This window comes from Leifsonia sp. 2MCAF36 (genome assembly GCF_052115525.1).
GTDB lineage: Bacteria > Actinomycetota > Actinomycetes > Actinomycetales > Microbacteriaceae > Leifsonia.
Window position 1 is genome coordinate 137,242 of sequence record NZ_JBFRGV010000004.1, and the last position, 18,967, is coordinate 156,208.

23 protein-coding genes are annotated in these 18,967 nt (G+C 66.9%); 9 read left to right on the forward strand and 14 right to left on the reverse strand.

Annotated elements, in window-relative coordinates:
- Window positions 1–298 precede the first annotated feature (298 nt).
- The 5 genes from AB4079_RS07935 to AB4079_RS07955 all read right to left on the reverse strand — a co-directional run bounded on the left by AB4079_RS07935 (window position 299) and on the right by AB4079_RS07955 (window position 4,281).
- Window positions 299–601: a hypothetical protein gene (locus AB4079_RS07935; RefSeq protein ID WP_441786749.1), complete on the reverse strand. Its 303-nt coding sequence runs from the start codon at window positions 599–601 to the stop codon at window positions 299–301.
- A gap of 4 nt (window positions 602–605) precedes the next feature.
- A complete protein-coding gene (locus tag AB4079_RS07940) occupies window positions 606–1,037 on the reverse strand; it encodes a flagellar export chaperone FliS (protein WP_441786750.1) in 432 nt (143 codons plus the stop codon).
- Window positions 1,037–2,422 (reverse strand): flagellar filament capping protein FliD, encoded by a 1,386-nt coding sequence (gene fliD / locus AB4079_RS07945; RefSeq protein ID WP_441786751.1) that lies wholly within the window; start codon window positions 2,420–2,422, stop codon window positions 1,037–1,039. Before fliD ends, AB4079_RS07940 begins: the two co-directional genes overlap by 1 nt.
- A 113-nt stretch (window positions 2,423–2,535) precedes the next feature.
- Window positions 2,536–3,372, reverse strand: coding sequence for a flagellin N-terminal helical domain-containing protein (locus AB4079_RS07950; RefSeq protein ID WP_441786752.1), 837 nt, complete (start codon window positions 3,370–3,372; stop codon window positions 2,536–2,538).
- A gap of 96 nt (window positions 3,373–3,468) precedes the next feature.
- The gene (locus tag AB4079_RS07955) at window positions 3,469–4,281 is read right to left on the reverse strand and encodes a sigma-70 family RNA polymerase sigma factor (protein ID WP_441786753.1); all 813 of its coding nucleotides are present in this window, start codon (window positions 4,279–4,281) and stop codon (window positions 3,469–3,471) included.
- Window positions 4,282–4,670: 389 nt separating this feature from the next.
- Between AB4079_RS07955 and AB4079_RS07960 the strand changes: the two genes are divergently transcribed.
- The 6 genes from AB4079_RS07960 to AB4079_RS07985 all read left to right on the forward strand — a co-directional run bounded on the left by AB4079_RS07960 (window position 4,671) and on the right by AB4079_RS07985 (window position 8,903).
- Window positions 4,671–5,162 carry a flagellar protein FlgN gene (locus AB4079_RS07960; RefSeq protein ID WP_441786924.1) on the forward strand — a complete coding sequence of 164 codons (492 nt, stop codon included), beginning with the start codon at window positions 4,671–4,673 and terminating at the stop codon, window positions 5,160–5,162.
- 4 nt (window positions 5,163–5,166) lie between these two features.
- Window positions 5,167–6,591, forward strand: a complete 1,425-nt coding sequence (flgK, locus tag AB4079_RS07965) for a flagellar hook-associated protein FlgK (RefSeq protein ID WP_441786754.1) — start codon at window positions 5,167–5,169, stop codon at window positions 6,589–6,591.
- A 14-nt stretch (window positions 6,592–6,605) separates the two neighbouring features.
- The gene (gene flgL, locus AB4079_RS07970) at window positions 6,606–7,478 is read left to right on the forward strand and encodes a flagellar hook-associated protein FlgL (protein ID WP_441786755.1); all 873 of its coding nucleotides are present in this window, start codon (window positions 6,606–6,608) and stop codon (window positions 7,476–7,478) included.
- Window positions 7,475–7,858, forward strand: a complete 384-nt coding sequence (locus AB4079_RS07975) for a flagellar assembly protein FliW (RefSeq protein ID WP_441786756.1) — start codon at window positions 7,475–7,477, stop codon at window positions 7,856–7,858. The genes flgL and AB4079_RS07975 overlap by 4 nt, the downstream gene beginning before the upstream one ends.
- 71 nt (window positions 7,859–7,929) lie before the next feature.
- The gene (locus tag AB4079_RS07980) at window positions 7,930–8,793 is read left to right on the forward strand and encodes a recombinase family protein (protein ID WP_441786925.1); all 864 of its coding nucleotides are present in this window, start codon (window positions 7,930–7,932) and stop codon (window positions 8,791–8,793) included.
- The gene (locus tag AB4079_RS07985; RefSeq protein WP_441786757.1) at window positions 8,793–8,903 is read left to right on the forward strand and encodes a hypothetical protein; all 111 of its coding nucleotides are present in this window, start codon (window positions 8,793–8,795) and stop codon (window positions 8,901–8,903) included. The genes AB4079_RS07980 and AB4079_RS07985 overlap by 1 nt, the downstream gene beginning before the upstream one ends.
- 595 nt (window positions 8,904–9,498) lie before the next feature.
- Here the strand turns inward: AB4079_RS07985 and AB4079_RS07990 are convergent.
- Window positions 9,499–9,915, reverse strand: coding sequence for a hypothetical protein (locus AB4079_RS07990; RefSeq protein ID WP_441786758.1), 417 nt, complete (start codon window positions 9,913–9,915; stop codon window positions 9,499–9,501).
- A 722-nt stretch (window positions 9,916–10,637) separates the two neighbouring features.
- A complete protein-coding gene (locus AB4079_RS07995; RefSeq protein WP_441786759.1) occupies window positions 10,638–11,066 on the reverse strand; it encodes a hypothetical protein in 429 nt (142 codons plus the stop codon).
- Window positions 11,067–11,331: 265 nt separating this feature from the next.
- Here AB4079_RS07995 and AB4079_RS08000 point away from each other — a divergent pair, with 265 nt between their 5' ends.
- Window positions 11,332–11,916 carry a hypothetical protein gene (locus tag AB4079_RS08000; protein ID WP_441786760.1) on the forward strand — a complete coding sequence of 195 codons (585 nt, stop codon included), beginning with the start codon at window positions 11,332–11,334 and terminating at the stop codon, window positions 11,914–11,916.
- On the opposite strand, the gene AB4079_RS08005 is transcribed toward AB4079_RS08000, so the two are convergent.
- The 5 genes from AB4079_RS08005 to AB4079_RS08025 form a co-directional block, all read right to left on the reverse strand.
- Complete coding sequence (locus AB4079_RS08005) at window positions 11,913–12,644, reverse strand: TIGR02391 family protein (protein WP_441786761.1); 732 nt, start codon at window positions 12,642–12,644, stop codon at window positions 11,913–11,915. The two genes, AB4079_RS08000 and AB4079_RS08005, sit on opposite strands and share 4 nt — an antisense overlap.
- A gap of 48 nt (window positions 12,645–12,692) precedes the next feature.
- The gene (locus AB4079_RS08010; protein ID WP_441786762.1) at window positions 12,693–12,929 is read right to left on the reverse strand and encodes a hypothetical protein; all 237 of its coding nucleotides are present in this window, start codon (window positions 12,927–12,929) and stop codon (window positions 12,693–12,695) included.
- On the reverse strand, window positions 12,929–13,156 hold the full coding sequence (locus tag AB4079_RS08015; RefSeq protein WP_441786763.1) for a DUF2283 domain-containing protein: 228 nt from the start codon (window positions 13,154–13,156) through the stop codon (window positions 12,929–12,931). The genes AB4079_RS08010 and AB4079_RS08015 overlap by 1 nt, the downstream gene beginning before the upstream one ends.
- Before the next feature lie 771 nt (window positions 13,157–13,927).
- Entirely contained in the window at window positions 13,928–14,374 is a 447-nt protein-coding gene (locus AB4079_RS08020; RefSeq protein WP_441786764.1) for a hypothetical protein, read from the reverse strand.
- A gap of 390 nt (window positions 14,375–14,764) precedes the next feature.
- Complete coding sequence (locus AB4079_RS08025) at window positions 14,765–16,036, reverse strand: serine hydrolase domain-containing protein (RefSeq protein WP_441786765.1); 1,272 nt, start codon at window positions 16,034–16,036, stop codon at window positions 14,765–14,767.
- 162 nt (window positions 16,037–16,198) lie between these two features.
- Between AB4079_RS08025 and AB4079_RS08030 the strand changes: the two genes are divergently transcribed.
- Both AB4079_RS08030 and AB4079_RS08035 read left to right on the forward strand, forming a co-directional pair.
- On the forward strand, window positions 16,199–16,612 hold the full coding sequence (locus AB4079_RS08030) for a DUF4383 domain-containing protein (protein ID WP_441786766.1): 414 nt from the start codon (window positions 16,199–16,201) through the stop codon (window positions 16,610–16,612).
- 29 nt (window positions 16,613–16,641) lie between these two features.
- Complete coding sequence (locus tag AB4079_RS08035; protein WP_441786767.1) at window positions 16,642–17,187, forward strand: hypothetical protein; 546 nt, start codon at window positions 16,642–16,644, stop codon at window positions 17,185–17,187.
- Between the two features lie 35 nt (window positions 17,188–17,222).
- On the opposite strand, the gene AB4079_RS08040 is transcribed toward AB4079_RS08035, so the two are convergent.
- Window positions 17,223–17,576, reverse strand: coding sequence for an FHA domain-containing protein (locus AB4079_RS08040; RefSeq protein ID WP_441786768.1), 354 nt, complete (start codon window positions 17,574–17,576; stop codon window positions 17,223–17,225).
- Between the two features lie 25 nt (window positions 17,577–17,601).
- On the reverse strand, window positions 17,602–18,915 hold the full coding sequence (locus tag AB4079_RS08045; protein ID WP_441786769.1) for an ATP-dependent DNA helicase: 1,314 nt from the start codon (window positions 18,913–18,915) through the stop codon (window positions 17,602–17,604).
- Between the last annotated feature and the right edge of the window lie 52 nt (window positions 18,916–18,967).

Genomic DNA, 18,967 nt, shown 5'->3' on the forward strand with positions numbered 1-18,967 from the left:
CTCAGGAAGAGCTATCGGCCGCTCCCCCGCAACCGTTAGGCACCGCGTTGGGGGGACGTTCGGTGGACGATTCCCACAAGGTCATCCACAGCTTGTACCCCGGTGTGAATTACAACCGTGTGTTTTCGAAGAGACCTTCGAATGACCGTGTCGCGCAGCGAAACTGCTGGTCAGCTGCACTTTTCAAAACCTGAGAATCTGAGAGCCCACACATCCCGCGCGTGTCCTCCACACCAATAATGCATTCATCCACGTATTCTCAACAGGGTTATCCACAGGTGGACAACCTGCTAGGGAGTCAGCCGATCAGGTCGAAGTAGACGGGGTGCGGCCCGACCTCCGACCGGGGTACAGCCCGCACCGCCGCGAGGTGCCGCGCCGTCGTCTGACGCACGTCCTCCAGGTACCGGATGGTGTGCATCTGCGCCTCCAGCAGTCGCGTCGCGCGCTCCTGCAGCTCCGGCGGGATCGGGCCCAGTGCGATCGGCGGACGCCAGGGGACAGGGTCCACTGCGGCGAGCGCTCCGTGCAGTTCGTGCTCCATCCGGGTCAAGGCGTCCGACCACGCGAGGGTCTCGTCGCGCACGGCGCCGACCGGCACAGCCTCAGGCGACACCGAGGCCCCGATCCGCATCCATGCCGTCGGCGATCGCGGGCAGCAGGCGTGCCGCCTCGTGCCAGGTCTGGCGCAGCGGTTCGGCGAGTTCGATGGCTTCGCGCACCTTCGCGGGATCGCGCTCGATCATCCCGCCCACGATCAGGTCGGCGAGGTAGCCGTACAGCTGCAGCAGCCCCTCGGCGCCGTCCCACAGTTCGACCCGCAGCGTGCCCGCCAGCTCGGCGACGATCTGGTCGGCGTGACGCAGGTTCTCCCACGCGGTGGGCCACTGCGCCGCTTCGAGCGCCGACTCGCCCCGCGTCAGGTCGAGCAGCAGGCGGTCGTAGAGCATGGTGAGCAGGCGAGCCGGGCTGGCCGAGAGGACGCTGTCGCGGTTGTACGCGGAGAGCTTGGCAGCCGCGGAGGAGAGGACGTTCATCAGGCGCTCGCAGTGGGGAGGGAGGACAGCTGGCCGGTCAGCCAGGAGGACTGGGATTGCAGCTGCTGCAGCTGCACCTCGAGGTTCGCGTACGTCTTCTCGAGCGTGGACCGACGGTCGGTGAGGCGGGTGTCCCAGTCGGTGATCTGGTCGTTGAGGTCGGTGACGGTCGACTGCTCGCCCTTGATCCGAAGGGAGAGCGAGCCGGTGTACGTGTCGCTGGCGCCGGTCGCAGCGTCGGCGACCCGCTGCGCGATGGTCGTCAGCGCGCCCTTCACCGTGTCCGGGTCGGCGGCCATGGCCGCGCCGAACACCTTCTGGTCGAAGGTGACCGTGCCGTCGCGCTGGATGCTGATGCCGTAGGTCGAGGGGGAGACGCCGTTGACGGGGGAGCTGATCGCATCCACCAGTTGCTGGTTCACGTCGCGGGCGCTCGAGTCGCCGGTGAACGCCCCGCCGGTGACCACGGTGCCGCCGGCGGAGTCGGTCGAGGTGGCGACGGCCTGCTTCTGGCCGATGAAGGTCAGGATGTCGTTGACACTCGACACGAGCGAGCCCGCCGCGGCGGTGATGCTCGCGTCGTCGCGCGCGACGGTGAGCGTGACCGGCGTGGCGGATGCCGCGGTCACGGATACGGAGACGCCGGGCAGCACGCCGGCGAAGGTGTTGGTGGAGCTGGTGACGGTCTGTGCGGCACCAGTGCCCGCCCAGAGCGTCAGTTGCGCATCCTGGGCGGCCCGCACCTGCGCAGCGCCCGGATCGGACAGGAGATTCGTCGCCGTGCCTGCCGTGACATCGGCGGGCGTCCCGCGGTACGCGGTGAACGCGCCGGCGGCGCCGGACGTCGTCGAGCTCAGTTGCAGGCGGTACAGCGGCTGGCCCGTCGCCGGGTCGAGACCGGCCGCGACCTGGGTGGCACTCACCCCGACGCCGGCCTGATTGATGGCGGCGGCGACATCGGCGAGGGAGGAGCTGCCAGCGGTGACCTGCTTCACGGTCCCGTCGGCAGCGACGAACGTGAGCGTCGGCGGCTGGTCGGGCCACTGGGTCAGCGGTCCGGTGACCGTGACCTGGGACTGCGCCAGCTTGTCCACCGAGAAGTCGATGGTGCCGTCCACGGCCCCGGTGGCCGCAGTGGCGGTGACGGCGGTCGAGTTGGTGGACGCGGTGTGCAGGTCGGTGCCAGCGGGCTTCGCCAGCTTGCCGGCGGAGTCCGCCAGAGCGGCGACCTTCGAGTTGAGGGCCTGCATCGCCGTGATGTAGGTGGTGGAGTCGGCGAGCTTGTTCTTCAGCAGGGTCTGCGGAATCGCCTCCGCCTGCATCAGGCTGTTGATCAGGTCCGTCGTCTTCAGGCCGCTGATCAGCCCATCGATGGCCATGCTCATGCGGTGGTCTCCCTCCTGGCGACGATGCGACGGTGGTGCGCGGACGTGGGGTGAAGCAGGTGCTGCGGCGGCCGGGGCGCGCTTTGGGGACAGCGCCCCGGCCGCCGGGCTTACTAGCGGAGCAGCTGCAGCACGCCCTGGTTGGACTGGTTCGCCTGAGCGAGCATCGCCGTACCGGCCTGCGACAGGATGTTGGAGCGGGTGTACTTCACCATCTCCTCCGCCATGTCCGTGTCGGTGATGCGGCTGGACGCGGCCGACAGGTTCTCCTTGGAGACGTTCAGGCTGCGGATGGCCGACTCGAAACGGTTCTGCGAGGCGCCCAGCTCCGAACGCGCGGTCGAGATCTGGGTGATCGCGCCGTCGATCGCCGTGATCGTGGTGTTGGCCGCGGCGTTGGTGGTGACATCGAAGCCGGTCGCTCCGGCCGCGCCCGAGAGGGTGCCGACCGCAGTGGCGACGTCGGCGAGACCGACCTGGATGGTGTCGTTGGCCGTCGCACCGGCGCCGACCTGGAAGTTCAGGTTGCCGCCCTTCAGCAGGTCGATCCCGTTGAAGTTGGTGCCCTGCGTGATCCGGTCCAGCTCCTTGCCCAGCTCGTCGGCCTCCGTCTTGATGGCCGCGCGCGAGGTGGTGTTGTTCGAGTCGTTACCGCCCTGCACCGCGAGGTCGCGCATGCGCTGCAGGATGGAGTGGACCTCGGTCAGCGAACCTTCCGCGGTCTGCACGACGCTGATGCCGTCCTGAGCGTTGCGGGCGGCGACGGTGAGGCCGCCGACCTGCGACTTCAGGCCCTCGGAGATGGCGAGGCCCGCCGCGTCGTCCGCCGCACGGTTGATGCGGAGGCCGCTGGACAGCTTCTCGAGCGACTTCGAGAGGTCGCCCTGCGTGTTGTTCAGGTTGCGGTAGGCGTTGTTCGCCGCGATGTTGGTGTTGATCTGCATACCCATGATGTTTCCTCCATGATCGGGTGATGGTCCGCGGCCCTTCCGTGGTCCGCATCAGCCTCTATCGGCTGCCGCTGCCGTCCCGTTAGCGCTGCGTCGTCAGGACGCCCGCGCCGAGCTCGGCGACGTGGGGGAGAGGCGCGAGACTCCCGCGACCGCGTGCTGCGCGAGACGCGCCAGGTAGGCGCTGCGCCGGGCCTGGGAGGTCTTCGCCTCGATGATGACGGGGTCGCCGTCGTCGGTGTAGTGCGTCGCCATCCCCTCGCGCATGAGGCGGATGGCCTCCGAGCGCTGCTGGGAGACGGCGGAGTGCGTGATCCCCAGTTCCTCGGCGATCTCCGTCACGGTGCGGTCGTCGAAGTAGATGGCCTCGACGATGGACCGCATCCGGTCGGGCAGAGCGGCGACGGCGGCGCGGATGTACGCGGTCTGCTCGTCCGCAAGCAGCGACTCCTCGGGGCCGGTCGTGTCCGACACCAGCAGCGGCTCGATGGTCTCATCGAGCGCGGAGACGGTCCTGGCTGCGTCGGCGAGGCCGGCGGCGGCCGTCTCGCGGTCGACGCCCAGCGCGTTCGCGATCTCGTCGACGCTGGGTGCCCGGCCGAGGGACGAGCTCAGGCTCTCCTGCACCGCCAGCGTCTCCTTGATGCGCTTGCGGGCGCCGCGCGTGGCCCAGTCCGAGGCGCGCAGTTCGTCCGCGAGCGCACCGACGATACGCGTGCGGGCGTAGGCGCCGAACGGGACACCCGTGCTGGCGTCGTAGGCGTCAGCAGCCTGAACCAGCGCGACCGACCCGGCGGAGGCCAGGTCATCGCGTGACAGGTGCGTAGCGCGCGAGCACAGGTCGGAAACCAGGTAGCCGACAAGCGGCAGGTTCTCGACGACGAGCGCGTTGCGTTCGTTGCGGTTCACGCTGGGTGACCCCTCTTCATCGGACGGATACGTTCGGCGGCCTCGTTCGGGGAGGACGACTCTCAGTACTCGGGCGGTGCGGTGAACGCTCGGACTTACTCGGGTGCCGGGCGGGTGCTAGGGGTCTTTCGTTGTTCACCGTAACAATTCGAGAGTGCTCAGATTGCATGCTCTCTGCCCCCACTACGGGGCAGGCCGTACCCCCAGTAGGGGGAATACTGACATCTCCCTCGGAAGCGGTACGTCGAATCCACCTGCGGACCGCAGCGACGCCTAACATCGGGCGCAGGCGTGCCGATTGTGTGGAGAAGCGGGGGACAGCATCCACCGCCCTTCAGACCCGAGGAGACCAGGTGCGCACATCGACTCACGAGGAAGTTGGTAGCGACATGGCCGCGAGCGAGCTTTCAGCGCAGCTGTGGAAGGAGCGCGAGCTGCTGGAGTTCCTGCTGTTCAAGCTGGAGGAGGAGCAGCTGCTCCTGATCGCCGGCAAGTCCCGCTGGATCTCCCACGCGACCCGTGAAGTCGAGCAGGTCATCGAGCGGATGCGCGCGGTCGGGCTCGCCCGCACCGTCGAGGTCGCGGCGCTGGCGGACGAGTGGGGGCTCGGGCCGGACGTGACCCTTCGGGAGCTCGCCACCGCGGCGCCGAACGGCATCTGGTCGGACATCTTCGGCTCGCACCTGGCCGCCCTCACCGAATTGACGTCGCAGATCTCCGAGGTGCGCGACACCAACGAGCGCCTGCTGCGCGAGGCGGCACGGTCCACTCAGGAGACGCTCAGTTCCCTGTCCGGCGCCGGCGACGACCCGGGCGTGTACGGGGCAGGCGGCACGGGCAGCCTGGGTGACACCGCGCGCTTCTTCGACACGGAGGCGTGATCCGGTGAGCACCTTCAGCGGCCTCAATACCGCGTACACGGGGCTGGTCGCCGCAAAGGCGGGACTGGATGTGGTCGGCCAGAACCTCGTCAACGCCAACACTCCGGGCTACACGCGGCAGCGCGTGAGCACCTCCGGCGTGCCCGCGCTCAACGCGACCGGGCTCTTCAGCGGGGGAGTCCGACCCGGACAGGGCGTCAGTGTTGACGGCATCCAGCGCCTCGATGACGCCGCGATCGACGCGCGCGTCCGCAGCTCGACCGCCCTCTCCGGCTACACGAACACACGCGCCGACGCTCTGTCGAAGCTGGAGTCGTCGCTGAACGAGCCCGGGACGAACGGCCTGTCCACGCAGCTGCAGAAGTTCTGGTCCGCCTGGGGCGACGTCGCCAACCAGGCGGGGGAGCAGGCGCCGGCCGGCGTGCTGCTCGGGCAGGCCGGCAGCCTGGTCACCCAGCTGCAGGCCGGCTACCGGGCCGTCGATGACCAGTGGAGCCAGCTCCGCACCTCGGTCGACGGTATGGTCTCCGACCTGAACACGGCCGCTACCGAGGTCGCCGACCTGAACGGCCGCATCCGGTCGGCGCTCGCGGGCGGCCAGTCGGCGAACGAGCTGATGGACCGCCGCGACCTGCTGACCACCTCCATCGCCAAGCTGGCCGGGGGAGTGGTTCGGCCGAACGACGACGGCACGGTGGATGTGCTGGTCGGCGGGAACGCGCTCGTCTCGGGCACGACCGCCAACGTGGTGAAGGCGGCCGGCGCGTCACGCCTGGCCGACGCCGCGGCGGACCCGCCTCGGCTGGAGTGGGCATACCGCCCGGGAGCGCCCATCGCGATGGAGGGCGGCTCGATCGCGGGCGCCGTCTCCACACTGGCCCCCGCCGACGCCAACGGCACCGGTGGGGTGCTGGCGGAGGCCGCCGCAAGCTACAACGCGTTCGCCGTCACGCTCGCTCAGCGCGTGAACACCATCCACTCGACCGGGACGACGCCGACCGGCGCCACCGGCCTCGACTTCTTCGCCATCGACCTGGCCAAGCCGGCCGCGCTCGGACTCTCCGTCGTCCCGACCGCCGTCGGCCAGATCGCCACCGGCACCTCGGGCGCCGGGGGAGCAGACGGCAGCGTCGCCGACGCGATCAGCCAGCTGGGCACCGGCACGAGCGCCGTCGACAAGCAGTGGGCGGCCGTCGTGGTCCGCATCGGCGTCGCCAGCCGCACCGAGCAGCAGCAGTCCGACCTGGCGGACATGGCCACCAGCTCGGCGACCACCGCACAGCTCTCCGGAGCTTCCGTCGACCTCGACGAGGAGAACATGAACATGCTGTCCTTCCAGCACGCCTACCAGGGTGCCGCGCGCGTGATGACCGCCGTGGACGAAGCCCTCGACGTGCTCATCAACCACACCGGACTCGTCGGGAGATAGCCATGATCAGCCGCGTGACCAACTCCACCCAGACCCTCAACGCCCAGCGCAACCTGCAGCTGAGCCTGCAGCGCCAGGCACAGCTGTACGACCAGGCGACCAGCCGCCGCCTGCTGAACAAGCCCTCGGACGACCCGACCGCCACGGCGAGCGCCATGGGCGTGCGCTCCGACCAGGCGGCGACGTCGCAGTACCAGCGGAACGTCGGCAACGGCGACGCGTGGCTGACCACGGCCGACTCGGCCCTCACGTCCGTGGAGACGCTGATGCACCGCGTCCGCGACCTCACCGTGCAGGGCGCGAACGACGGCGCCATGTCGGCCGAGGCGAAGCAGTCGATCGCGACAGAGCTGGACGGCCTCAAGAAGAGCCTTCTGTCGCTGGCGAACACCACGTACCTGGGCCGCACGGTCTTCGCCGGCAACTCGGACGCCGGTGTGGCCTTCCAGCCGGACTACTCGTTCACCGGCACGGCGGGAAGTACAGTGGAGCGCAGGATCGGCCCCGACACCACTGTGCGGGTGGATGCGGACGGTGCGGCGGCTTTCGGAACCGGCGCTTCGTCGGTGTTCGCGCTGATCGACAACGTTGCGAACGACCTCCGCACCGGCGTGAACGTGACCCCGCGCCTGGCGGAGATCGACGACAGGATGAAGGCGATCGTGGGAGAGCACGCGGAGGTGGGCGGCCGCCAGACCCGCGTCGACAAGGCGAAGGACGCCCTCGCCGTCGGCGCGAACGCGCTGGAGGGCCAGCGCTCCTCGCTCGAGGATGTGGACCTCAGCAAGGTGATCCTCGACCTGAAGACGCAGGACGTGAACTACCAGACCGCGATCGCCGTCACGGCCCGCGTTCTCCAGCCGACTCTGATGGACTTCCTCCGTTGAGCGCGCTCCACTTCCTCACCCCGCCTCCCGGCCTGGAGCCGCTGGACGACTTCACACTGGAGCCGGTCGCCGGCGCCGACGGCCTGTACACGCTGGCGGCGACAGAACGACCGGAGATCCGCCTGTTCACTATCGACGCCTCCCGCCACCTCCCCGGCTACTCTCCCGAGCTGCCCGACGACCGTGCCACCGAACTCGGCATCGCGTCGGAGTCGGACGCGCTGCTGCTCGTGGTGGTGACGCCCTCGCACGCGGGCAGCACCGTGAACCTGCTCGCGCCCGTCATCGTCAACCGCGCGACCGGCGCGGCGCTGCAGCTGGTGCTGGAGGACGACGCGTTCCCGGTGCGGGCCGAGCTGGCGGCGCTGGCGGGGGCGTAGCTCTCGTCGTCTTGGGCTTTGCGAGGTTTATCCCCCGGACGCCGCCTTAGGCGCGTAGCGCTGTGACCAACATGAAACAGGTCGCCGCCGCGGCGATCTACGCCCGCATTTCTTCCGATCAGCTGGGCGAGCGGCTCGGAGTTCAACGCCATATTGAGGACTGTCGAAAACTCGCCGCCGAGCGCGGTTGGCCCATCGCCGCTGAATACGTAGACAACGACATTTCGGCGTTCGCCACCAAGCACCGTCCGGGTTACGAGCGCATGGTTGCCGATATCGCCGAGGGCCGCGTTGACGCCGTGCTCGTCTACCATTTTTATCGGCTGACTCGTCGCCCGGTCGAGCTTGAGCACTTCGTGGAGGCGTGCACGGTAGCCGGTGTGGACGTGACGACAGTCACCGGCGATGTGGGGCTCGGAAACGAGAGCGGGCTGTTTGTAGCGAGGATCATGAGTGCGGTGGCGGCAAACGAGTCCCGGCGGAAGTCTGAGCGCATTAAGCGCAAGACCCAGCAGAACGTGGAGATGGGCAAGCCGAACGGTGGCGCGCAACGTCCGTTTGGTTTCGAGCCGGACAAGGTGACAGTCCGGGAGTCGGAGGCTGCGATCATTCGCCAGGTTGCCGCCCGGTACATTGCGGGCGAGTCGCTTGTCTCACTGGCCACGTGGATGAATCACGAGGAAGTCCCGACTGCTGGCAAGGCCGCGGGATGGACTGTGCAGTCCCTGCGCTGGGGCCTTATGGGTGGCGTATTGCCGGTATCCGCGATCATCACGGCGAGCCGGCGGGGCCGGCGGCGTGGCCGGCGATCATCACCCCGCAGCAGCATGAGCAGCTTGTGGCGACGTTCAACTCGAAGCAGCGCACCGGGCGCAGGCCACCCCGCCGCTACGTACTCAGCGGATTGGTGCGCTGCAGCAGTTGCGGCACAGTGATGCTCAGTCACGCAAAGCAGGAGGTGCGCCGGTACACGTGTTCTTCGGCCCGGGACGCAGCGGGTGCGGCAAGCGCACAATCAACGCGCGCGCGCTCGAGGAATGGGTGACCGCCGCTGTGCTCCTGCGGCTTGATACCCCGGATATTGCTGACGTGCTCGCCGGTCGAGCCGCGGCGGACGAACGACACGCCGTGCTGGTCGGGGAAGTCACGAGCGCTCAGAACGCGATGAGGGAACTGGCGGAGATGTTCGGAGCGGGAGAACTGTCCCGAACCGAGTTAGTGGCTGCCCGAGCGTCCGCGGACAAGCGACGCGCGACAGCGCAGCGGCAGTTGGACCAGATCACCGGAACGCACGCTCTAGACGGCCTAGTGGGCAACGGTGCCGCTCTGGCAGCGTCCTGGGATCAGCTGAATCTTGGCCGGCAACATGCGATCGTACGCGCGGTGCTGGATCACGTGAGCATTCTGCCTGGCCGCCCAGGCCCCCGCCCGTTTGACTCCTCCCGCGTCGTTCCCACTTGGGCCTCCTAGGCCGGGTCCGGCGCAGCGTCGGGCACCCTCCGGGCGCCCTGCCCGCTGCCCCGCCCCACCTAGTAAGACCCCCAGTTGAGCAACGAGAGCCGGATCAGTCACATGAACCGGCACCCCCTGCGCCGCACAGGACGATTCCACCCACGCGCGCACCGCATCCCGGTCGATCATCACCGCCCCCACTGCGCCCACACAGCCGGAGGATCAGCCCAGTCCGTTGACTGCGACGAGGACCACTCAACGGACGGCAACTCCCCGACTAACAGGCCGGAGGCCTGTTCGAGCACATCCCCAGAGCTGCGCCCATCGAGTGCGACCACTCGGGGGCGGAAACCCTGCGCCACGTCATAGCGGTGAAGCCCCAACGCGCGCCCTTGGGTCTCCAGGAACGATTTCGCCACGTATTTAGAGAGGTACGAGGCAGCGATCCGCGATTCCCCGAGAGCGCCGGAACCGACCGGCGAGCCGATCAGTTTGATATGCACGAAGCCGCGGCCCCACGCCTCAACGATCAAGGACCGCTTGACGTACCGATCGACCGCGAAATGTGCATGCAAGCCGTGCCCGGACTTGTGCCACTCAGGCACCCACGCATAGGGAAGCGCCTCAACACCAAGCGAGTCCCGCAGCGCGCGGAAGAACTCCCCAGATGCTCACGCACGAGTAGCGGATCATGGTTCGCGTTGGCGTAGGTCAGCGTCCCCAGTCGGTTCAGCCGATTCGCGGCGCAATACCGGCGCAACGTCGCCCGCGCACGACGCCCAGCCTCCTGCGCTGCACGCTCCGGATCACGCGCAGCATCCGCGATCACATAGTCAGGCACGCGCCGAGAGGACGAGACGAAGACACCGGAGCCCTCGCCCGCGTCCGGGTACAGATTGAAACGCCAGCCAGCATCGGGCCGGGCAAGCTTACGAACGGATAGCTCGGACAAGAGACACTCCACCAAAGGCAGCTACAGGTAGCGCTGAGCGGCGGAGCGAATCACGCGCGCCCAACTCCCGGATTCACCGGGCTTGCCTCTACCTATTTGAGTGTTCTTTGGTTTCGTAATGGCCTTTTCTCAGCGCGGGCCAGGCGCAATGTCTCTTGTGTGTTTTCTTTAGTTTCCAGGCTGTTTCCACGCGAGGCGAGTGGAGCAGCAATCCATATCCAGCAGGCGACTCACACGCCTGTCATTCGTTCCCAGCAACTCTGCAGCTTGAGCGCGTCTGGCAAAGGCTTTGTGACCCGTCACACGGGATACCGCCGACTACAACAACCGCCACATAGTCAAGCGCCACTTCTGCCGATGCCCCAATCGAAGCGGTCAGGACTCATCGATGCCGACAAGGAAGCCCGGGCGATCCCAGGTATGGGTTTTGCCATCTCCCATTTGGGCGGGCACTCCCGCCTCCCACGGTCTTATCCCAAGTTGAAGAAAGTGGCCGTCCGCGGTGACGGACGCTCCGAAGTCGCCCTGCCCGTCCCATCCGTTCCGGACGGCAGCATCCACGATGGCCTGACCAGCAGACGCGTCGTCGGTCGCGACAAAGAATTCGACTCCGGGGCCGGGCCCATCCATGCGCTGCAACTTGCCGTAGTGATTCTCATACAGCACTGTGCCGACCTGAGCGATATGAAGTCGCTTAGCGGCCGCGTCGACGAGCTCGTACTCATGCGGGCCTGGCCCGCCGAAACAGCCGGTCAATGTCAGGGCAACCACCATGGCGACAGCTGCAATTGCTGGGATGCGCACCCCACGCCATGATTCCCGGGACATAAATACAAGGTACCGAGTCACCGTCATCGGCGGTCCCCCCAGCGCGAGGGCCGAAACACAACTACCAGCACCAGGAGAACCACCAGATCGCGAAGCGCGACGCCGACTAGAGAAAGCTGCCGCGGAATCGTCCGCCTCTGGCGACCGATCCCATGCCACCGGCGCTCTGCGAAGTTCCCGAGTTATGTTGCTTATTCAAGTAGAGCGGCGCGCTCCGCGCGCCACTCGTTAGCATGAGCGGATGCCGAACAAGGACGTTCCATCAAGAGCGATGCTCGCAGCAATCGGGCAGGTCGCGAATGAATGCTCAAACGTCGAGGAGACATTACGCGACCTTTACTGCCACCTGATCGACTCGCCCTGTGGTCACGTCATCCTCGCTGGTGAGTCTCTAAACGCGAGCATGACCGCTTGCCTGGGGGCCGCGCGATACAACGCATCTCTGTCTCGCAAGCAGCTCGATCAAATCATTGTGATCTTTCAATCTCTAAAGGAGGTCGGCAGCACGCGAAACTACATAGTGCACTCCCGATGGGTGAAGTTGAACAAGCCGGGGCTGCATTACGGAGTTCAAAGTAGGCGCGCAACAACGGGGCCAGAGAGCGCCCAGACGGTCCGGGGAGAAACCTGGTCCGTCCCTGACGTCGTCCTGATTGCAGAAGCATTCGAGCAGATTAACTCCGCACTTGGGCAACTAATAGATTCCCTTACAACCGGGCCGTACGCGTATCCCATGCGACGCAACATCGCAGATCGAATCGAACGCCTCTTCTCCGAAATGCTGGGGGAGAACTGGTCTGGCGCTGCAGCTAAGCAAGATTCCTAAGCAGGGGTTTCGCCGCTCGCCTGGTCGCTATCCAGGCATTCGACCTCGCATTGGTCGACCCAGCGAGCTACAACGGAGAATGCGGAGAGCAGCTCGAGAGCCTCGTGCTCCCCAAGATCGACCTCTCCATCATGCGCCAGCGGGTTGCGGATGGCCATAAACGCCCCGCGCGAGAAGGACATTGCCCCTTCCTGCCTGGATCTCCAGCTTTCTGAGTCACGCGCCCCTGGAAAACGAAGACGGCTCCGACCCGCTGCTGGCGGCGCTGCGTTGAAAACTTCAGTGCACAGACTGGCATCGCTGACATCTCGGCGCTGAACCTTGTTCTGTATCTCCGCATTCAACTTCTTCGCTGCTGTCTCAACCGCGTCTGCATGGTGACCGCTTTCCCACAAGGACTGCGCCGCCGACCATATCCAAGGATGCAGGCGATCCGCCCGCAGCCGAGGCGCCTCAGGCTGAAGGTTCTCGTCGATCTCCGCACGGAATAGAATTTCGCCGCGAATCATCTGTATCTGGCTCGTCAGGTAGGAGCCGCCATGAAACCCTCTCCAGTCCACGAATAGTTCCTCAGCGATGGCCCTAACAGGCACCTTGCGGAGATCAAGTTCGCGTTCGACCTCTCTGCGTCGATCAGCGAAAGGTGCGCCGAGCTTCCGCACCACGCGAAGCTCGTCCACCTTTGCTTGCAGATCATCGAGCTTGTGAAGGGCCCATTCTGAGTTCACGGAATCAGCCTAACGAGGCTGTCACGACGCGCTGGGCGGTTGGATGTATTAACGAGTTGTCCCATTGACCATGAGCGCGATCCCAATGAGGATCGCGGCCGCCCCGACCGGGACCATTCTGCCGGGGGTCGAGTGGTCTGCGAAACCCGGGAAAAGCTTCCCGAGTTTGGCTTCGATGTTCTCCTTGTTCTTGCGCGCGACTTGATCGCGAAACAGGATGATCGCAACGCCCCCGAGGAACGCAAGAGCGCCTGAAAGCAGCATCGCAATGGATTCGAGATCCATCAGGATACTGATTGCTCCGCCAGCGCGCTCGCAATGTCCTGCCCTCGCAGAAACTGGCTCGCGGGGATAAGTTCGATTCCCACCAAGTGCCCCTCGCTATCAAAATCGAGGTTGACCATCCCGCCATTCGCGTCAGGAACGAGCAATTGAGTTGTTGCCACTTGTCGACCTTCGCGCTTCGTAGAGAGGTACAGATAAGCCGCGTCAACGCTGGTGTCGACAACCATCTGAGGCATTGGAGCTCCGTTCCGCTTTCTTCTGGCGATTCTTTACGTTTTTGACGTGGGCGGACGACGCCTCATGGATAAGCGTTGCGACGTCCGTCGAGGGGTTGTGCCGACAAAGACCCCGCGACCGCATCCGAAAGCTGGGAAACCCGCATGGGCGCGATGCGTCCATCAGTGCGCGCGAGCGATCAGGAGAATCGCCCCAACGACGAAGAGACAGCCAACTACACCCATCATCCAAGGGGTGGAGTGCTTTCCCGCGCCCCCGTCATGGACCCCGAATCTCGCCTCGAGGTTTCGACGGTTCCATCGGGCGACTCGCGCGCGGAAGATCACAACGAGGACGCCGCTGATTCCGAGCACCACCCCGCTCACGATCATCGCTATTTGCTGGACCAATTCGTGCACCTCCATCGCGCTACTACGTCCGCTCGGGATCGAATAGCAGGCATCTGACGCCAAGCTGACAGCTGGCACGGCTCCAGCTGGAGGCGACTGAGCGGCGGCACATCCGGAAACAGAAGCGGCCACCGCAAGCAAAAGCGCAGAGCGCGAGCGTAGCGTCGCATGAAGAGTCGCACACCCTAAGGACGGACGAACGCGCCAAACGTGACGTGGATCAGTCCTCGGCGGTTCCGCTTCCTCCGGCCAACAGAGGACGATCCCCGGTCCGTCAATCCATGCACGGCACTCCTAGCGGCCCGAAACTGTCGCCTATCCTTCACAATCGAATGACATCGTCATCGGCCGGCCGGGCATGCACGCCACCCTTCACGCGTACTTTTCGAATAGCCGGAGGGCCCGCACTGCCGCAGGCCGCAGTTCGCGCGGCTGCGTCATCGCGAACGCCCTGAATTCGCTCAATGCATTCGACGGGTCCGGCTCGAAGATCCGCGCAAACTGTGGCGGTGCCGCTAACACGGAGAAGTCGTCTACCGTTGCCACCAGGCCCACGCTCGCTCGCTCACTGAAAAGCACAGCGTTGAGTCCGACCAAGGCGACGTTGCACTCCATGAGCTCAGCGACAGTCGGTTTCACGGAAAACACCAGTTCTGTTGGGTCAATGAAATGGTCATCGTTGACCACGGCCAGCAATCGCGAAACTCCACACTCCTTGGCCGCCCGCTCCAGCCGCACGGCATCATCTTCATCGATGAGGCGCGCCGATTCTTGCGCGACGACGCGACATCCGTGGTTGGCTACCCAAGCTTCAGACATTGTGTAGGGCCCATCGGCGACCCATCGGGCGGCCGCAACGGCACGCATTGCGGAGGAGCGCGAAGTTATCTGCCGCATTAGTACCGGACCTTCACGTCCGGCGCACCGGGGTGGCTGATCTGTAGCTCGAGAGTGACACGCCCGCGTCACCGTCCGCGTCGCACGACGACACCTCCTGCTGTGCAGGACACGGCTGGTGGGCCGGCGCGGCGGAGGCCGCCGCCGTCGGCATCAGCGCAAGGCCCACGGCAACGATTGCGGAAGCGACCATGGTCGCGAGGGTGAAGCGTTTTGTGGTTCCCGTCACACCCTGTAGGACGAGTGGACGGCAGGATCGTGACGCGAATCCGCAGAACCCGTCTCAGCGGTGGGTGCAGATGCAGTGGAGCGTCAGCCCGCCTTCTTCGCCGGGCAGGGCGCCGACGCCGTCATGGCGTCGACCGCCTGCTGCTCGGACCAGGGGAGGGATGCGACCCTCTTCGCGCCCTTCTGCTCCGCCGGGAGTTTGGACACGATCGAGGCGAGACGCTGGGCGAGCGACTGGGCGAAGGCCGGCCCCGGGGTGGAGTTGTTCAGAGCGACGACGATGGTCAGGCCGGAGGACGGGTCGGAGAACACCGCCGACAGGTAGCCGGGGACCGAGCCGCTGCTGCCGCGCAGCGGGCCGAGGAGCTGCACTCCGAGGCCGTAGCGCTGCCAGGTCTGGCCGTTGACGACAGCGTCGAGCTGCGCCTTTCGCGACTTCTCGCTCAGGAGGCTGCCACTGCCGAGCGCCTGGCCGAACGCCTTCAGGTCGGCCAGGTTCGACACCACGCCGCCCGACGTCCACGCCTGCGATGGGGACATCCGGCTCACGTCGCGCACCGGCTTGCACACGATCGCGCCGGTCGCATCCAGCCCCACCGAGTATCCGGTAGCGTGCGGTGCCGGCAACGTGTACTCGCCGTTCTCGGGCAGCGCGCTCGCCGTCATGCCCAGCTTGTCGAAGACGTAGTCCTTGTAGAGCTGCTGCCAGCTGCGGTTGGTCGCGTTCTGGAGCGCCATCCCGACCAGCACCGCGTTCGTCGCCGACCAGCCGAACTTCTCGCCCGGAGTGCCGTAGCGCTGCATCGCGATTCCGTCGCTGGCGATCTCGAGCGGCGGCCACTGACGGGTCGGGTTCATCAGCATTCTGTCGTTCAGCGGGCCGCGGTAGTCGTTGATGCCGGAGGTGTTCTGGCATAGTTCGCGTAGCGTGACGCCCTCGACCCCGACCAGGCCCGGAACCCACTTGGTGAGCGCGTCGTCAAGGCCGACACGGCCCTCGTCCACGAGTTCGAGGAGGACCGTGCACGTCATCGGAGTGGTGTTCTGCCCGATGCGGAAGGGCATGTCCTCGGTCACCGGCGTCGAGCCGCCCCGGGTCGTGGTCCCCTGCGCCGTCGTCCAGCTGCCGGACCACGGGGCCCAGACGCCCGCGAACCCGGCGGACGCGTCGGCCAGCGTCATGGCATCGGTGACCGCGGAGGTGAGGTGCTTCTCGACGTCTGCCGGGAAGCCGCCCGCCTGCTGCTGCGGCTGCCCCGCGCTTCCGGCGGCCGGGGTGCAGCCGGTCAGGACGAGTGCCACGAGTCCCGCGGTCGCGGCAAGCGCGAGACGCCCGAACTTCGTGTCTCGTCGCATCGATTCTCCCCCGGCGGTCACCCTGCGTGTCCAGCGATTGTAACCCGCGGCAGAAAGCGCGCCGTCGCGCAAGGGGCTGTGGCCGCAATCCGATACGGACGACGCTCCGAATGGGAGTGTGAGGCGCGCATCGGTGCGCCGTCCCACGGAAGGAACGAGACAATGCGCACATCACCGAACCGCCTGGTGGCCACCATCTTCGGAGCGGTCTACCTGCTGGTCGGCCTCCTCGGCTTCGCAGTCACCGCAGGCGTCGGCTTCGTCGCCACCAAGGGCGGCCTGCTGCTCGGCATCTTCGAGGTGAACCCGCTGCACAACATCGCCCACCTCCTCATCGGTGCAGCGCTGCTGATCGCCGGCCTGACCAGGGTCGCGGCCGCGAAGGCCGTGAACACCACGGTCGGAGCCGTCTACCTGCTGCTCGGCATCGTCGGCTTCTTCCTGGTCGGCACGGACGCCAACATCCTCGCCCTCAACACGCCCGACCACTTCCTCCACCTCGTGAGCGCGATCGTCCTCCTCGGCACCGGCCTCGGCGCCGACCGCGGGACGCGCGCCGCGACGGCCGCCGCCTGATCGGCGGGGCCACGGCTCCCATGAGCAGGATGACGGGGATGCTGCGGGTCGCCCCCGCCGCCTCGGCCGGTGCGGCCGTCGCGGTGGGCCCGGCGACTCGCGCGTTCCTCGCCGTGGCCGCGCTGGGGGCGGGGCTGCTTCACGCGGCGCTCGCTCCCAGCGCACCCCCTCCGCTCCTCGCCGCCTTCCTGCTGCTGGCGCTGGCGGAGCTCGTGTGGGCTGCCGCGACGCTGGCGCGCGACTGCCCGCCAGCGTTCCGGCTGATGCCTGCTCTCGCGCTCCTGCCGGTCGGGATGTGGGCGGCGCTTGCCGTCGCAGGCGCCACGGCGTCGGGTGGCACGGCCATCGCACTGCCGCTCATGCCGATGGGGGCCGCATCGCTGCTGGATGTGGCGGTCGCGGCCTCCGCCGCCGTCGTACTCCGGCGCGGCCGTCCGGTTCCCGGGCAGACCAGCGCCCTGCGTTTCGTGCTCTCGCTCCTGCTGAGCGCGTGCCTGGTCAGCGCCATCACCATCCCCGCCCTCGGGTACACCGATGCCGGCGTCGCCGCCGTGACGGTGCATCACCACCACTGAGCCCCAGGACCGCTCCAGGTCGACCGGCGCGGCGGTCAGCGCCGGGTCAGGGCGAACGACTCGCTCCCGAACCGCACCATCGACCCCGGATCCACCTCGTGCCGCGTGTTCGGGTCGCAGGCGAAGGTCCCCTCGCCCGGGTAGGTGATCGTCGTCCCGTTCGCCGAGCCCAGGTCCATCACCCAGAACACGCCGTCGTACTGGCCGAAGGCGAGGTGGGCGCGGGAGACCGACTTGGCGTCGTCCTGAACGGTGATCAGCTCGACGTGTCCCGGGTCATCCAGCTCGGTTCCCGGCGTGTGCACCGCGGGGTTGCGGCCGATCACGCCGTTGCCGCTCGTCTCCACCCGCTGCCCGTCGCTGAACTCCATCACGAAGGTCACCGCCACGTCCGTCCCCTCTCCATGGTCCCGCTCACCCGGCCGCCGCCCCGGCGACCGGCATCGTAACGGGACGCGCGTCCCTCATGAAACGCTCCACGTCCGCGTCCACCATGATGTCGCTCGGGCGGAGCGGACGCGTCAGGTAGAGGCCGTCGAGGGTGGTGATGCGGCTCAGCGCAACGTAGGTCTGGCCGGATGTGAACGCGCGCGTTCCCAGGTCGACGATCGCCGCGTCGTAGGTCTTCCCCTGAGACTTGTGGATGGTGACCGCCCACGCCAACCGCAGCGGGAACTGCGTGAACTCGGCAACGACATCCTTGGTCAGCTTCTTGGTCTCCGGCGACCAGTTGTACCGGAACTTCTCCCAGATCGCCGGCTCCACCTCGTGCACCTCGCCATCGACGTCGACGTACACGTTCGAGTCGATCTTCGTCACGGTGCCGATCGTGCCATTGACCCAACGGGGGCCGTCACCCTGCCCGACGTCGTTGCGGAGGAACATGACCTGCGCGCCCACCTTGAGCTCGAGCGTCTCGTCGGCGGGGAAGTTGCGCCCGCCGAAGTCTCCGCTGACCTCCGCCTTGGCGGTCAGCACCCGCCCGGGAAGGCGGCCGAGCGCCTGCGCGTTGATGCGATTGACGGTGTCGTTCCGTGTCGCCAGAGTGATGGTGCCGTCGTCGGGTGCCGGACGCGAACCCACCTCGTTCAGCCGGTCGGCGATCTCCTTCGTCACCTGCCCGTGGCGCACCGCGTTGAGCATGAACCGGAAGTCGGACTCGTGCTGGCGGTGCACCTGCAGCAGCTCGACGATGCGCAGGTCGACCTCCTGCCAGACCTTGGCGTCGAAGAACCACATCGACCGGTAGGTGTCGGCGAAGTAGGCGCGCTCCTCCCGGTCTCCCGGCACCGGCGCGAGCTGATACGGATCGCCGAACAGCACGACCTGCACTCCGCCGAACGGCTCGCCGGCGCGCTGCCGGGCCTGCCGGAGGCTGCGGTCGACCGCATCCATCAGGTCGGCGTTCACCATGGAGACTTCGTCGATGACCAGCGTGTCGATGCTGTTGAGAAGCTTGCGGAGCTCGGCGCTCTGGTCGATCGCGTGGTCGGCGATGACACCGATCGGCAGCCGGAACAGCGAGTGGATGGTCTGACCGCCCACGTTCAGCGCGGCCACCCCCGTGGGCGCCGAGACGACGAGCGACTTCTCGGTGCTCCACGAGAGGTGGTTCAGGAGGGTGGACTTGCCGGTGCCCGCGCGACCGGTGACGAAGACGTGCTCGCGCGTGTTCTCGATGAGATCGAACACCGCCTGCTGCTCCGGCGAGAGGGAAGGACGACCCATGACCTCCCCTTCCGTCTCGCCCGGCCTGCCGGACTACTCTAACGCTGGACGA

Excerpts from the sequence above, each read along its gene's own strand:
- AB4079_RS08015 (WP_441786763.1), bottom strand. The coding sequence starts at position 13,156 with ATGGTTGTCGACACCAGCGTTGACGCGGCTTATCTGTACCTCTCTACG.
- AB4079_RS08020 (WP_441786764.1), bottom strand. The coding sequence starts at position 14,374 with ATGTCTGAAGCTTGGGTAGCCAACCACGGATGTCGCGTCGTCGCGCAA.
- AB4079_RS08000 (WP_441786760.1), top strand. The coding sequence starts at position 11,332 with ATGCCGAACAAGGACGTTCCATCAAGAGCGATGCTCGCAGCAATCGGG.
- AB4079_RS07960 (WP_441786924.1), top strand. The coding sequence starts at position 4,671 with ATGGCCGCGAGCGAGCTTTCAGCGCAGCTGTGGAAGGAGCGCGAGCTG.
- AB4079_RS07985 (WP_441786757.1), top strand. The coding sequence starts at position 8,793 with ATGCTCAGTCACGCAAAGCAGGAGGTGCGCCGGTACACGTGTTCTTCG.
- AB4079_RS08030 (WP_441786766.1), top strand. The coding sequence starts at position 16,199 with ATGCGCACATCACCGAACCGCCTGGTGGCCACCATCTTCGGAGCGGTC.
- AB4079_RS07950 (WP_441786752.1), bottom strand. The coding sequence starts at position 3,372 with ATGGGTATGCAGATCAACACCAACATCGCGGCGAACAACGCCTACCGC.
- AB4079_RS08010 (WP_441786762.1), bottom strand. The coding sequence starts at position 12,929 with ATGGATCTCGAATCCATTGCGATGCTGCTTTCAGGCGCTCTTGCGTTC.
- AB4079_RS07940 (WP_441786750.1), bottom strand. The coding sequence starts at position 1,037 with ATGAACGTCCTCTCCTCCGCGGCTGCCAAGCTCTCCGCGTACAACCGC.
- fliD (WP_441786751.1), bottom strand. The coding sequence starts at position 2,422 with ATGAGCATGGCCATCGATGGGCTGATCAGCGGCCTGAAGACGACGGAC.
- AB4079_RS08025 (WP_441786765.1), bottom strand. The coding sequence starts at position 16,036 with ATGCGACGAGACACGAAGTTCGGGCGTCTCGCGCTTGCCGCGACCGCG.
- AB4079_RS08045 (WP_441786769.1), bottom strand. The coding sequence starts at position 18,915 with ATGGGTCGTCCTTCCCTCTCGCCGGAGCAGCAGGCGGTGTTCGATCTC.
- AB4079_RS07980 (WP_441786925.1), top strand. The coding sequence starts at position 7,930 with ATGAAACAGGTCGCCGCCGCGGCGATCTACGCCCGCATTTCTTCCGAT.
- AB4079_RS08035 (WP_441786767.1), top strand. The coding sequence starts at position 16,642 with ATGACGGGGATGCTGCGGGTCGCCCCCGCCGCCTCGGCCGGTGCGGCC.